Below are 13,117 nucleotides of genomic sequence, written 5' to 3'. Positions count from 1 at the left end.
ACGGCTCTGCGGGCTACTGCTCCACGGCCTTCTCCAGAGCCGCTTCGAGGTCCCCCCACGCCTCCAGCACCACGGGCTTGCCGTCGATGAAGAAGCTGGGGGTGCTGCGCACTCCGAGCCGCTCGCCGTCGCTCCTGTCGGCCTGCACGCGATCGAGCGTCGCCGGGTCGGTGATCGCCGCATCGTAGGCGGCCATGTCGAGTCCGAGCTCGGCCGCGATTCCCCGGAACACCTCGGGCGTCTCCTCGGACTTCTCGCCCCACTGGGCCTGCGTCTCGAAGAGGCGGTGGTACATGTCCTCGAAGCGGTCCTGCTGCGCCGCGGCTTCGGTGGCGAGAGCGGCCTGCGTCGAGTTGATGTGACCGGGCAGAGGGAAGTACCGCACGACGTAGGTGATCTCGCCCGAATACTTCTCGCGCAGGTCTTCGACGATAGGATAGAATGCTCCGCATGCCTCGCATTCGAAGTCGAGGAACTCGACGACGGTGACGGCGTCCGGTCCTCCGTCGTCGAGGACGTGCGAGTCGGTGCGCACGGTCTGCCGCTTCTCACCCTCGGGCGACAGGGGTTCTGCGGGGCGCTGCGACAGGGCGTAGGCGACGCCGACGATCGCGAGGACGATCGCGGCGGCGACGGTGATCAGGGCCACCTTGACAGGGGTCTTCATGGGGTTCTCCAACGGTTCGGATCAGGCAGGGTGAGTGAGCCGCGACGAGCGCGGCCGGGGTCGCCGACGAGCGGCGTGCCTGATTCAGGTGCGGGAGACCGAGAGCTGAGCGAGGGTGAGTGCGGGGACGTGCAGACGAGGACCGGCGCGGCTCGGAGCCGAGGCGCGCACCACCGCAGCGCGACCGATCAGCGGCGCGCCTCTGACGGAGCGCAACGAGAGCAGCACGAGGAGGACGCAGCAGAGCGCCGCGACCATGACGATCCCGGCGTCGTCCGACGGAGCGGACTCGACCACGCTCGTCTCGTCGTGGTGCGCCGCGACCGACGCGACGCTCGCGCCCGGAGCGAGGCACAGCGTCGTGTGCGCATCCGCCTTGCCGTGCGACGCCGACCACGCGCCGATCACGAGCAGCAGGGCGAGGCCGAGGGCGAGACCGACCCGGAGGATCAGCATCCGCTCGACGCCCTGGTGACGCAGCAGCATCGACGGGGCAGGCATGGTCCGCGCAGTCTAACAATCGGGCATCGGCGCCCGCGCTGAGCGCCCAGGCAGATCCACGCGTCACAGACCCGCCTACACTGGAGGGGTGGCGAGACTGTTGATCGTTGGCGGCTTCCTGGCCGCCATATTCTGGGTGTACAGCATCGTCGACTGCGCAGTGCAGCCGCCGACGCGACACCGGGGCGTGCCCAAGGCCGCCTGGATCGCCATCGTCATCCTCATCCCGGTCATCGGGGGCATCCTCTGGTTCACGATCGGCCGACGCCGCGCGAACGACAACGGCGGAGCGATCACGATCATCGCGCCCGACGACGACCCCCAGTTCCTCCGCAGCATCAGCAAGAGCGAGCAGGATGCGCGCATCCGCCGTCTCGAGGAGGAGCTCGCTCGTCTCGAGGACGAGACCGACGACGGAGCCGCACCGGACGGTACGGCGCCGGACGCGCGTCCGTGACCTCATCGCCCGCGACGGATGCTGCGGCATCCCTGATCGCCGACCTGATCGGCCACGGCGTGCGCGATCTCGTGCTCTCGCCGGGGTCTCGATCTCAGGCGCTCGCGCTCGCCGCGGTGCATGCCGCGAATCAGGGGCAGCTGCGTCTGCACGTGCGCATCGACGAGAGGGTCGCAGGATTCACCGCGCTCGGTCTCTCGCGTGAGACGGGTGTGCCCGCGGCGGTGCTCTGCACTTCGGGGACCGCTGCCGCCAACCTCCTTCCCGCAGCGATGGAGGCCTTCCACTCGGGGGTGCCGCTGCTGCTGCTGACGGCCGATCGGCCGCCCGAGCTACGCGGAGTGGGAGCCAATCAGGCCACCATCCAGCCGGGCATGTTCGCCTCCTGGGTACGCGAGCAGATCGATGCCCCCGTGCCGGGCGACGGTGACTGGGCGGGTCTCGCGATGCGCGCCGTCGCCGCGGCGATGGGCGCGGATGCCACCCACGGTCTGGCCGGTGTCGCCGGCCCCGTGCACCTGAACCTGCCGTCGCGCGAGCCGCTGTCGGGCGACGTCCCGACCGTCGACATCGTGCCGGGCGACGTGCCCAGACCGGTGTCGGCAGAAGCGCTCCTGCTCGAGCGGGGGCCGCGCACGGTCGTCATCGCCGGCGCCGACGCGGGACCGGATGCCGAAGAGATCGCGCACGCCGGATCCTGGCCGTTGATCGCCGAGATCGTCAGCGGTGCGCGCTTCGGCCGCCAGGTCGTGCACGGCTATCGCGCGCTGTTGGGCGACCACGAGCTGGGCGGTCGCATCGAGCGCGCCGTCGTGCTCGGGCACCCGACGCTCAGCCGTGAGGTGGCTCGCCTGCTGTCGCGGCCGGATGTCGACGTGATCGCCGTCCGACGTGGCGGCGAGGCTCTCGATCTCAACGGCCGCACGACGGCCGCGGCGTCCGTGTCGGTCGCACCCGGCGTCGCCGACCGCGAGTGGCTCGGTGCGTGGCTCACGGCATCCGCGGCTCACGCCGTCGATCTCAGCGAGCGGGCGCCCGACCAGGACGGTCTCACGTCGACCGATCCGTCGGCGCGGCGCGACGCGGTGAAGGCCGAGCTGGCGGCGGTGCGCCGGCCGCTCGACCGTGAGTTGCTCGCCGACGCCGTCTGGCGGGCGACCTGGCCGCACGATCGACTCGTCTTCGGCTCGTCGCGGCTCGTGCGGGTGGCCGATGCGGTGCTCGGTGGCAAGAAGGTCCCGGTGCACGCCAACCGCGGGCTCGCGGGGATCGACGGCACGATCGCCACCGCCACGGGCATCGCGCTCGCCAGTCAGGCCGGGGGAGCGCCCGGGGTCACCCGCGTGCTGCTCGGCGATCTGACTTTCCTGCACGATGTCGGCGCCCTGCTGCTCCCGCCCGACGAGCACGAGCCTCGCATCCAGGTCATCGTGGGCAACGACGGCGGCGGCACGATCTTCGACGGCCTCGAGGTCGCGGGCACGGCGGATCGGGCCGATCTCGATCGCGCGTTCTACACGCCCCATGCCGTGCGGCTCGAGCAGCTGGCACTCGCCTACGGATGGGAGTACCAGCGCGTGACGACCCGCACGGCACTCGACCAGGCCCTCACCACCCCGGCCGGTGGCCGTCAGCTGATCGAGGTCCCGCTGTCCCGCTGAGGATCTTCGCCTCCGCTGCGGATGCGCAGTGGCAGGATGAACGCATGACAGCGCATGAGTGGGCCAAGGCCCTCCAGGTCGGCGACGGATTCCGCCTCTCCGACCTCGATCCGCAGAGCACACCCGGCTACAGCGGCGCGAAAGCCGACGGCAAGCGCGATCTCGAGGCGGGCCTCGACGAGCTCAATCAGCTGCAGGAGCGGCTCTTCGCCGAGAGCCGCGTCGGCGTGGCGAAGGACTCGGTGCTGCTGATCCTGCAGGCGATGGACTCCGCGGGCAAGGGAGGCATCGTGCGCCACGTGGTCGGCGGGGTCGATCCGCAGGGCGTCGCACTCACGGCGTTCAAGGCGCCGACCGACGAAGAGCTCGAGCACGACTTCCTGTGGCGTGTGTCCAGGCGCCTCCCGGAGCCCGGGTTCATCGGCGTCTTCGACCGCTCGCACTACGAGGACGTGCTGATCGGTCGGGTGCGTTCGCTGGCCCCGGCGGACGAGATCGAGCGCCGGTACGACGCGATCAACGAGTTCGAGGCCGCGGTCGCCGCATCGGGCACGCGCATCGTCAAGGTCATGCTGCACATCTCGCCCGACGAGCAGAAGTCGAGACTGATGGAGCGGCTCGAGCGACCCGACAAGCACTGGAAGTACAACCCGGGCGATGTCGACGAGCGACTGCTGTGGGACGACTACATGGCGGCGTATCAGATCATGTTCGAGCGCACATCGACCGAGGCGGCTCCGTGGCATGTGATCCCGGCGAACCACAAGTGGTTCGCCCGCCTCGCCGTGCAGGAGCTGCTGCTCGACGCGCTGCAGCGCATCGATCCGCAGTGGCCGGCGGCCGACTTCGATGTCGACGCGGAGAAGGAGCGCCTCGCGGCGAGCTGACCGCGGGCGGTCCGGGCGCGGGTCAGGCGAGCGCGTCGACCAGCGGACGGAACTTGACGCGGGTCTCGAGCAGCTCGGACTCGGGGTCGGAGCCTGCGACGATGCCTGCGCCCGCGTAGGCGGTGACGGCGATGTCGGTCTCGGCGGGGGTGAACTGCGCACAGCGCAGCGCGATGGCCCACTCGCCGTTGCCGGCCGCGTCGACCCACCCCACCGGACCGGCATACCGCCCGCGGTCGAACGGCTCGAGCTCGCGGATCGCCGCGATCGCCGCAGACGTCGGGGTGCCGGCCACGGCGGCGGTCGGATGCAGGGCCCCGACCAGGTCGAGTGACGAGCCGCCATCGGCCAGCTCGCCCTCGACGTCGGTCGCCAGGTGGAAGAGGTTCGGCAGCTTGAGCAGGAACGGCTGCTCGCTCGCCGCCAGTGCGCGGGTGTGCGGACGCAGCGAGGCCAGCACGCTCTGCACCGCGTACTCGTGCTCGTCGAGGTCCTTGGTGCTGGAGGCCAGGTGGCTGGATGCGACGGTGTCGGCATCCGCGTCGGCTCCGCGACCGATCGTTCCGGCGAGCACGCGGGCGGTGACGGTGCGCTGCTGCACGGTGACGAGGGTCTCGGGACTCGCGCCGATCAGCCCGTCGACAGCGAACGCCCACGTGTCGGGGTATCCGGTCGACAGCGCGCGCACGAGCCGGCGCAGGTCGGAACCGGCCGGGATGCTGCCGGTGAGGTCGCGTGCGAGTACGACCTTGCTGAGCTCGCCGGCGGCGATGCGTTCGAGTGCTTGGCGCACCGAGTCCTGATAGCCCTGCGGGCTCTGGGCACCGGGGCCGACGGTGCCGGCCCAGTGCGGGCCGTAGGCGATCGTCGCCGCCTCAGGCCGCGGCTCGGTTGCAGTGGGCCGCGGCTCGGGCGCGGGTGCCGACGCCGAGGACGAGCGGATGCGGGTGATCCAGGTGCGCCCGTGGTGTCGACCGATCACGAGCGCCGGCACGACGAGGATGCTGTCGGCGGCGGAGTCCTCGTCGAAGGTCAGCGCACCGAAGGCGACCAGTCCGGAGCCGGGGAGCCCGAGCTCGTCGTCGATCTCGGCATCCTGAGCGAGCTCTCGCCATGCCCGAGCGATCGCAGCGGATCGCAGGGCCGCTGCGCCGGCGGGGATGCGGACCGTCTCGACGATGGCGTCGCCGACGGCGACGATGCCGTCGCCGCGGCGCAGCCAGGCGAGAGGCCGCGACGGGTCGGCGTAGGCCAGGAGATCCTCGACCGGATCGATCTCACGGGTCTCCACGACCAGCCTGCTGCTCACCCCTCCAGCCTAGTTCGTCACCCGTCGACCGGGATGTGACAGGCCACGCCTACGCTGAGTGCATGAGCGACGTCCGCCCCGCACCCGGCACCGAGATGATCTTCCAGTGGCGCAAGTGGGACGGGTCTCCGCACTGGCGTCATGAGTGCGTGTACCTCGGCGCCGACGAGTGGGGCGACTGGCTCGGCCAGCCCGTCGGCTGGTCGAGCGCTCGACCGGGCGCGGGCTACATCGCCGAGGCCCCCAATGTCACGCTCGTGCCGAGGCGGTCCGACTTCGCCCTGACCGTGAACCGTGACCACCCGAAGGGCATGCGGATCTACATCGACATCGGATGGGAGGTGCGCTGGTCGGACGACCCGCTCCTCGCCGTCGGCATCGACATGGACCTCGACGTCGTGCGGGTCGAGGGTCCGCGCGGCACATGGGTCGACGACCGCGACGAGTGGGCCGAGCACAGCGTGAGCTACGGATACCCCGCCGAGATCATGGCCGGACTCGAGGCTCTGGCCCTCGATCTCGAGCGGCGGGTGCGAGAGCGCATCGCCCCTTTCGACGATGCCACGCCGGATCTCTGGCTCGACCGCCTCGACGCGCTGCACCTCGCGCCTAGACTGGGCGTGTGACCTCGAACGAAGCCAACCGCGCCGATCTCGGCAAGGACCCCGCCCGCGTCAGCGGCATGTTCGACCAGGTCGCCGCGGGCTACGACCGGACGAATACGGCGATGACGGTCGGCAACGACGCGCTCTGGCGCGCAGCCACGACGAGGGCCGTCGCCCCGAAGCCGGGGGAGAAGATCCTCGACCTCGGCGCGGGCACCGCGTCCTCGTCGGCATCCCTCGCCCGCAGCGGTGCGCAGGTCGTCGCCGCCGACTTCTCGCCGGGCATGCTCGCCGAGGGGCAGCGCCGCCACGGCAGCATCCGCAATCTCTCGTTCGTGCAGGCGGATGCCACCGATCTGCCGTTCGACGACGGCGAGTTCGACGCCGTCACCATGTCGTACGCGCTGCGCAACGTCAACGACCCGAAGAAGGCGCTGCGTGAGCTGCTGCGCGTCACGAAGCCGGGCGGTCGTCTGGTGATCAACGAGTTCTCGACCCCGCCGGGCTCGGTCTTCCGCGCCGCGTACCGCTTCTACAACTCGCAGGTGCTTCCTCGGGTGGCTCGCGTCGCCGGCACCAACGGCGACGCCTACGACTACCTGAACGAGTCGATCCGTGACTGGCCCGACCAGAAGAAGCTCGCCGCGTGGATCCGCGAGGCCGGGTGGACCGAGGTCGAATACCGCAACCTCTCGTTCGGTATCGTCGCGCTGCACCGGGCGTTCAAGCCCGCGTGAATGCGACGCGCGTACCCGCCCAGCTGACGACGGTAGGCTGAGACCGTGACTTCGAGCCGCGTAGCCCCGGGTTCGCGACTGGCGAGCCGTCTCGGTTTCAGCGACCGTGTCTTCATCGGCACCGCCGGTCGACGCATCGCGCAGGCGATCGAAGACGGGCTCGAGCTCGTCGAGACCGGTCTTGCCGACGACGTGCGTGTGGCCGATCCGCTCGCCGATGCCGCCAGCCGCTATCTGTACGAGGCGGGGGGCAAGCGCATCCGCCCCGTGCTGACGCTGCTCGCGGCCCAGCTCGGCGACGGCAACACCGATCAGGTGATCGATGTCGCGAAGGCGCTCGAGATCACCCATCTCGGCTCGCTGTATCACGACGACGTCATGGACGGTGCGGATCGCCGTCGCGGAGTGCCCGCGGCGCAGACCGTGTGGGGCAACAACATCGCGATCCTGACCGGCGACATCCTCTTCTCCCGTGCGAGCCAGCTGATGTCGCGTCTGGGTGAGCGGGCCATCCGGCTGCAGGCCGACACCTTCGAGCGCCTCGTCCTCGGACAGATGCACGAGACGATCGGCGCTCAGCCCGACGATGATCCCATCGAGTTCTACCTCCAGGTGCTGGCCGACAAGACCGGCTCTCTCATCGCCGCGGCGACGCAGGGCGGCGTGATCTTCTCCAACGCACCGTCGGAGTACGAAGAGCCGCTGCGCGTGTACGGCGAGAAGATCGGCGTCGCCTTCCAGCTGCTCGACGACGTCATCGACCTGTCGGCGAAGCCCGAGGACACCGGCAAGGTGCCGGGCACCGACCTGCGGGCCGGGGTTCCGACGATGCCGTACCTGCTGCTGAAGGCCGAGGCCGATGACGCCTCGATCGGTCTCGCCGCTCGCATCGACGACGGGGTGGCGCGCATCGCCGAAGGGGCCGACCCCGCGATCCTCGACGGACCGCTGACCGAGCTCCGCGACCACGTCGGAACGCAGAAGACCCTCGCGCTCGCGCACTCCTGGACTCAGGATGCGATCGACGCGCTCGCCCCGCTCCCGCGTGGCACCGTGCGCGAAGCGCTCACTCGTTTCGCAGAGACCCTCGTCGAACGCTCCAGCTGATCGCATCGCGGCCCTCGGCCGCGTGCGCCGGGCGTGACGGCATACGAAAGGACCCCTTATGACCAAGCTCAGACTGGCCATCGTCGGAGCGGGCCCCGCCGGCATCTACGCAGCAGACATCCTGCTGAAGGCCGAGCGCAAGTTCGACGTCTCCATCGATCTCTTCGAGCAGCTCCCCGCCCCCTACGGCCTGGTCCGCTACGGCGTCGCACCCGACCACCCGCGCATCAAGGGCATCGTCAACGCGCTGCGCGATGTGCTCGACCGCGGTGACATCCGGCTGTTCGGCAACGTGCGGTTCGGCGAGGACATCACCCTCGACGACCTGAAGAAGCACTACAACGCGGTCATCTTCGCCACCGGTGCGATCCGTGACACGACGCTCGACATCCCCGGTATCGACGCGGTCGGCGCCTACGGGGCAGCAGACTACGTGAGCTGGTTCGACGGCCACCCCGATGTGCCGCGCGAGTGGCCGCTCGACGCCGCATCCGTCGGTGTGCTGGGCAATGGCAACGTCGCTCTCGACGTCGCCCGCATGCTGGCGAAGCACGCCGAAGACCTGCTCGTCACCGAGGTGCCGGAGAACGTCTACGAGGGTCTCAAGGCGAGCGCCGTCACCGATGTGCACGTGTTCGGACGCCGCGGACCCGCTCAGGTCAAGTTCACCCCGCTCGAGCTGCGTGAGCTCGGCGAGCTGCGTGACGTCGACATGGTCGTCTACGACGAGGACTTCGACTACGACGAGGCGTCGAAAGACGCGGTGGCCAGCAACAAGCAGGTCATGGTGATCGACCGCATCCTGCAGTCGTGGCGCAAGCGCGACTCGGTCAACAATGCGGGAGGCACGGCATCGCGTCGTCTGCACCTGCACTTCTGGGCCCGCCCGGTCGAGGTCCGCAAGGACGACGCCGGTCGCGTCGCGGCCCTCGTCTACGAGCGCACGAAGCCCGACGGACAGGGCGGTGCCGTGGGCACGGGCGAGATGCGCGAGGTTCCGCTGCAGGCGCTCTACCGCGCCATCGGCTACTTCGGCTCGCCGCTTCCGGGCGTTCCGTTCGACAAGAAGCACGGCGTCATCCCCAACCGCGAGGGCCAGGTGCTCGCCAAGGACTCGAACCAGCAGATGCCCGGCATCTACGCGACGGGGTGGATCAAGCGCGGACCGGTGGGCCTGATCGGCCACACCAAGTCGGATGCCATGGAGACCGTGCGGCACATCATCAACGACCAGGGCTCGTGGTGGCACCCGGAGGACCCGTCTGAAGAGGCGATCCCCGCCCTGCTGCTCGAGCGCGGTGTGAAGTGGACCGACCTCGAAGGCTGGCACCGGCTCGACGAGTACGAGGTCGCTCTCGGTGCGCCGCACGAGCGCGCGCGCGTCAAGGTCGTGCCGCGTGACGAGATGGTGCGCGTCTCCCGCGGAGAGTGACCGACACCGGATCGTTGCCGGCACCCGGTGCGCCTGCGGGGCGGCATCCGTAGGGTGAAGGGATGCGACTGCGATCCCTGATCGTCCTCGGCACCGCCGCTCTGCTGCTGGTGTCAGGGTGCACTGCCGAGCCGGCCGCCGAGCCGAAGCCATCAGGGTCGCCGTCTGCGACGGCGTCGTCGACCGGTACACCGTCCCCGACGCCGGCGCCCATCGTCGAACCGGCGGCGGCGTTCGATGTGACGTGCGACGACGTCGCCGCCACCATGGCCGAACTCGTGGGGGAGCCGTCGACGCCGGTCGCACCGGCGCTGTCGCTGGTGTCTGCGATGGGCTGGCTGCCGGGCCCCGGGCAGTACATGTTCCAGCGCGCAGGGGGGATCGCGTGCTCCGCGGGTGACACGGAGCGCAGCTGGGAGGTCACGATCGTGCCGGATGCCCAGGCTGTGATCGCCGGCGCGACCGAGCGTCAGGGCTTCTGGGGTGAGCAGGCGAGTTGCGAGGACGGGCGCTGCGGCTTCGAGCTTCCCGACGGAGACGTGCTGCTGTCGGCCACCGTCGTCGACCCCGATCTGGGAGCGGATGACACCGCTCCGATCGAAGAGGCGCTGCGTCGGATCGCCACCTCGGCGGCTGCGAGCCTGCGCGACGTCGACTACGTCGAGAGCGACATCGTCGGTGCGCCGTGCGAGCGCTTCATCACACCGGAGCAGGTGAATGCCGAATTCGGAGTGACGGATGCCGCGCTCTTCTCGGACTTCGGCGGCTGGGGCATCCCAGCGGAGGTGTACGAGGTCGTCAACGGATCGCGCATCTGCTATTTCAAGTCGGCCGGGAGTGAGTACGAAGGATCCAGCTATCTGATGCTCACGACACTTCCCGCCGGGGCATGGGCGTTCGAGAAGATCGACGGTGAACCCGTCGAACTCGAGGGAGCCGATGCCGCCACGGCGAGCACGGGTGCGAACGGCGAGAAGATCGTCGACGTGCGAGTCGGTCCGGACTGGATCCGGCTGGTGACCTTCGACAACGGAGCCGGGGCCGCTGATCCGGCACCGCTCGCGCAGCAGGTCGTGCGCAGCCTCACGGGCGGACACACCGCTCCCCAGTAGTCGACACCGTTTCGATAGCCTGGCGGCATGCCTGAGTGGATACCGGACGTCCTCGGCGACGAGTTCGAGCAGCTCACGCTCGAGCTCGGCGAGGACGATGAGGGACCGCTCGTCGCCACGCTCGTGCGTGCGGTGCCGCGGGACCGGCCCTGGTGGGACCGGCTGCGCGGGCAGAGCCTCCCGCTGGACGATGTCGACGTGCTCTATGTGCACGGCTGGTCGGACTACTTCTTCCAGAAGCGGCTCGCTCGATTCTGGACGTCTCGCGGGGCGCGCTTCTTCGCGCTCGACCTGCGCAAGTACGGCCGGAGTCTGCGCGATGGGCAGACTCCCGGCTACATCACCGACCTCGTCGCGTACGACGAGGACATCGCCGCGGCTCTGTCCGCGATGGGGCACGGGACTGGAGCCGCGGCATCCCCCCGGCGGCTCGTGCTGCTCGGCCACTCGACCGGCGGACTCACCCTGAGCCTGTGGGCGTCGCGGCACCCCGAGACGGCGGATGCCGTGATCCTGAACAGCCCCTGGCTCGAGTTCCAGGTCGCTTCCGCCCGCCCGCTCATCGCTCCGGTCGCCGAGCTGCAGGCCAGGTGGGCTCCTCGGGAGGTCGCGCCGCAGGTCGATCTCGGTTTCTACACCCGCGCGCAGCAGGAGGTCGCCGACCCCGACGATCCGGTCGAGGTGAACCTCCTCTGGCGTCCGGCGCAGACGATGGCCGTCCACGCGGGGTGGTTCCACGCGATACTCACCGGACACGCCAAGGTCGCGGCGGGGCTGACGATCGACGCGCCCGTGTGCGTGCTGCTGTCCGCGCGCTCAGCGACGCCCACGCGATGGTCGGAGGACCTCACCCGAGCAGACTCGGTCTTGGTCGTCGACGACATCGCGCGGGCGTCGCTGAAGCTCGGTCCGTCTGTCACTGTCGAGCGCATCGACGGAGCCCTGCACGACGTCTTCCTCTCGCGGCATGGGGCCAGAGAGGAAGCGTATCGCCGCCTCGACCGATGGGTCAGAGGCTGGACGGCCGCGCGCCGACAGTGATCAGGCGCAGTGTCCGACCCAGTGGTCAGACGTAATGCATCAGACGGGCCTGCTGCTCGGCCTCGTCGGCATCGCCGCGCAGCACCGCGTCGTGGAAGTCCCGGTAGACCTGGAGCATGCGCTCGCGGTCGTTCTCGGGCACGCTCCAGCCGCGGAGATTGCGGAAGAGAGCCATGCTCGCGTCGTTGATCAGCACCTGGTGCTGCGCGTTACGACTGCGCGCGCTGAGGAACGAGAACACCGCCCACCGTGTGTTGGAGATGTGCACGTCGTCATCGAGCGCCGTGTACATCTCCTCGACCAGTGCGGCGAGACTCTCGCGGTCCTGCTGGCTCATCCGCGCGACGCCCATCCGCGCGGCCATCCCCGCCTGATACCCCGCGAACTCGAGCGTCTGCTCGACGGTCTCTGCCGTGACGGCGGTGACCTCGGTGTATCTGCTCGGGTACATCGTCACGAGCCCGAGACGCTCGAGACGCTGTAACGCCTCTCGCACCGGAGTCCGTGACACATGCAGTTCTTCGGCGACGTCGACATCGCGGATGCGATACCCCGGCTCCAGCACACCGTCGACGATCTGCGCGCCGATGTGCTGAAACACCTCCTCCGCCAAGAGCTGCTTGCTTTCTCGAATACTCGTCATCGAGTTGTTGGTGTTCATGGACTGCCCCCAGTTGCTTTCCAGATCCGGGCTCCCCATGATGTGCCCGGACGGCCACTACATCACGAAGTGGATCGCGATGCCAATAATCCACAGACGAGTTTTCCGACGATCACGCAGGCGCTTGTCGTCGGCGCGTCGTCGCAGGATTGAGTACGGGTGATTCTGTGGTCGGCGAGTGTTGGGACACTCGCCGACCACAGACGATGGCGTGCACGGAGCTGAACTGCGCCCAGTCCCCACAAGGCGGGAACCGCGATCCGCGAAGCGCGGAACCGTGGTTCGGCAGCGCGTCATGCATCGCCGCATCGTCTGTCGCATCGGGACGCGACTGCATCCAGTCTCGGTCACTCCGACCCATATATCGGAATGGGATCCGAGGGCACAGAAAAGGGGACGGATGCGGCGGCATCCGTCCCCTGCGTTGTGGGATCAGCGGTAGTTGATGAACTGCAGGTCGAGATCGAGATCCGCGCCCTTGAGCAGCGCGATCACCGACTGGAGGTCGTCGCGGCTCTTCGACTGCACGCGCAGCTCGTCGCCCTGGATCTGGCTCTTCACGCCCTTCGGACCCTCGTCGCGGATGAGCTTGTTAATCTTCTTCGCGTTCTCCGAGGAGATGCCGTCCTTGAGGGTCGAGACGATGCGGAACTCCTTGCCGCTGGCGAAGGGTTCGCCCGACTCGAGGCTCTTGAGCGAGATGCCGCGCTTGATGAGCTTCGACTGGAAGACGTCGAGAACGGCCTTCGCGCGCTCCTCGGTGCCGGCGATGATCAGGATCTGCTCGCCGCTCCAGGCGATGGAGGCGCCCGTGCCCTTGAAGTCGTAGCGCTGCTCGATCTCCTTGCGCGCCTGGTTCAGGGCGTTCTCGGCCTCCTGGTGATCCACTTTCGAGACGATGTCAAAGGAACTGTCAGCCATACGCAAAGTGTATCGACAC

14 protein-coding genes are annotated in these 13,117 nt (G+C 69.1%); 9 read left to right on the top strand and 5 right to left on the bottom strand.

Features of this window, described 5'->3' with window-relative positions:
* Positions 1-13 precede the first annotated feature (13 nt).
* Together BMW26_RS13375 and BMW26_RS13370 are read right to left on the bottom strand one after the other, a co-directional pair.
* The gene (locus BMW26_RS13375; protein ID WP_072591698.1) at positions 14-667 is read right to left on the bottom strand and encodes a DsbA family protein; all 654 of its coding nucleotides are present in this window, start codon (positions 665-667) and stop codon (positions 14-16) included.
* An 84-nt stretch (positions 668-751) separates the two neighbouring features.
* The gene (locus BMW26_RS13370; RefSeq protein ID WP_230100397.1) at positions 752-1,168 is read right to left on the bottom strand and encodes a hypothetical protein; all 417 of its coding nucleotides are present in this window, start codon (positions 1,166-1,168) and stop codon (positions 752-754) included.
* 88 nt (positions 1,169-1,256) lie between these two features.
* On the opposite strand from BMW26_RS13370, the gene BMW26_RS13365 reads away from it, so the two are divergent.
* From BMW26_RS13365 to BMW26_RS13355, 3 genes are read left to right on the top strand one after another with little or no spacing between them, the layout of a single operon-like run.
* Positions 1,257-1,625 (top strand): PLD nuclease N-terminal domain-containing protein, encoded by a 369-nt coding sequence (locus BMW26_RS13365; RefSeq protein ID WP_053097541.1) that lies wholly within the window; start codon positions 1,257-1,259, stop codon positions 1,623-1,625.
* Positions 1,622-3,286, top strand: coding sequence for a 2-succinyl-5-enolpyruvyl-6-hydroxy-3-cyclohexene-1-carboxylic-acid synthase (gene menD / locus BMW26_RS13360; protein WP_072591697.1), 1,665 nt, complete (start codon positions 1,622-1,624; stop codon positions 3,284-3,286). The genes BMW26_RS13365 and menD overlap by 4 nt, the downstream gene beginning before the upstream one ends.
* A gap of 44 nt (positions 3,287-3,330) precedes the next feature.
* Positions 3,331-4,173 (top strand): polyphosphate kinase 2 family protein, encoded by an 843-nt coding sequence (locus BMW26_RS13355; RefSeq protein ID WP_053097539.1) that lies wholly within the window; start codon positions 3,331-3,333, stop codon positions 4,171-4,173.
* A gap of 22 nt (positions 4,174-4,195) precedes the next feature.
* Here the strand turns inward: BMW26_RS13355 and BMW26_RS13350 are convergent, their stop codons facing one another.
* Positions 4,196-5,482, bottom strand: a complete 1,287-nt coding sequence (locus tag BMW26_RS13350) for an isochorismate synthase (RefSeq protein WP_072591696.1) — start codon at positions 5,480-5,482, stop codon at positions 4,196-4,198.
* Positions 5,483-5,544: 62 nt separating this feature from the next.
* Between BMW26_RS13350 and BMW26_RS13345 the strand changes: the two genes are divergently transcribed.
* From BMW26_RS13345 to BMW26_RS13320, 6 genes are all read left to right on the top strand, one after another.
* Positions 5,545-6,108, top strand: a complete 564-nt coding sequence (locus tag BMW26_RS13345; RefSeq protein WP_053097537.1) for a hypothetical protein — start codon at positions 5,545-5,547, stop codon at positions 6,106-6,108.
* A 56-nt stretch (positions 6,109-6,164) separates the two neighbouring features.
* Entirely contained in the window at positions 6,165-6,824 is a 660-nt protein-coding gene (locus BMW26_RS13340) for a ubiquinone/menaquinone biosynthesis methyltransferase (RefSeq protein ID WP_222839434.1), read from the top strand.
* A gap of 45 nt (positions 6,825-6,869) precedes the next feature.
* The gene (locus BMW26_RS13335; protein ID WP_053097535.1) at positions 6,870-7,931 is read left to right on the top strand and encodes a polyprenyl synthetase family protein; all 1,062 of its coding nucleotides are present in this window, start codon (positions 6,870-6,872) and stop codon (positions 7,929-7,931) included.
* 58 nt (positions 7,932-7,989) lie between these two features.
* Positions 7,990-9,363, top strand: coding sequence for an FAD-dependent oxidoreductase (locus BMW26_RS13330; RefSeq protein ID WP_072591695.1), 1,374 nt, complete (start codon positions 7,990-7,992; stop codon positions 9,361-9,363).
* Between the two features lie 62 nt (positions 9,364-9,425).
* Positions 9,426-10,475, top strand: coding sequence for a hypothetical protein (locus BMW26_RS13325; protein ID WP_072591694.1), 1,050 nt, complete (start codon positions 9,426-9,428; stop codon positions 10,473-10,475).
* A 27-nt stretch (positions 10,476-10,502) separates the two neighbouring features.
* The gene (locus BMW26_RS13320; RefSeq protein ID WP_053097532.1) at positions 10,503-11,516 is read left to right on the top strand and encodes an alpha/beta hydrolase; all 1,014 of its coding nucleotides are present in this window, start codon (positions 10,503-10,505) and stop codon (positions 11,514-11,516) included.
* 25 nt (positions 11,517-11,541) lie between these two features.
* Here BMW26_RS13320 and BMW26_RS13315 read toward each other — a convergent pair whose 3' ends face one another.
* Complete coding sequence (locus tag BMW26_RS13315) at positions 11,542-12,177, bottom strand: GntR family transcriptional regulator (protein ID WP_053097531.1); 636 nt, start codon at positions 12,175-12,177, stop codon at positions 11,542-11,544.
* A 432-nt stretch (positions 12,178-12,609) separates the two neighbouring features.
* A complete protein-coding gene (locus BMW26_RS13310; RefSeq protein WP_053097515.1) occupies positions 12,610-13,098 on the bottom strand; it encodes a YajQ family cyclic di-GMP-binding protein in 489 nt (162 codons plus the stop codon).
* Between the last annotated feature and the right edge of the window lie 19 nt (positions 13,099-13,117).

The sequence above is a fragment of the Microbacterium sp. 1.5R genome (genome assembly GCF_001889265.1).
Taxonomy (GTDB): domain Bacteria; phylum Actinomycetota; class Actinomycetes; order Actinomycetales; family Microbacteriaceae; genus Microbacterium.
The sequence above is the reverse complement of the archived record's forward strand: the minus strand, read 5'-3'. Positions and strand labels throughout refer to the sequence as shown.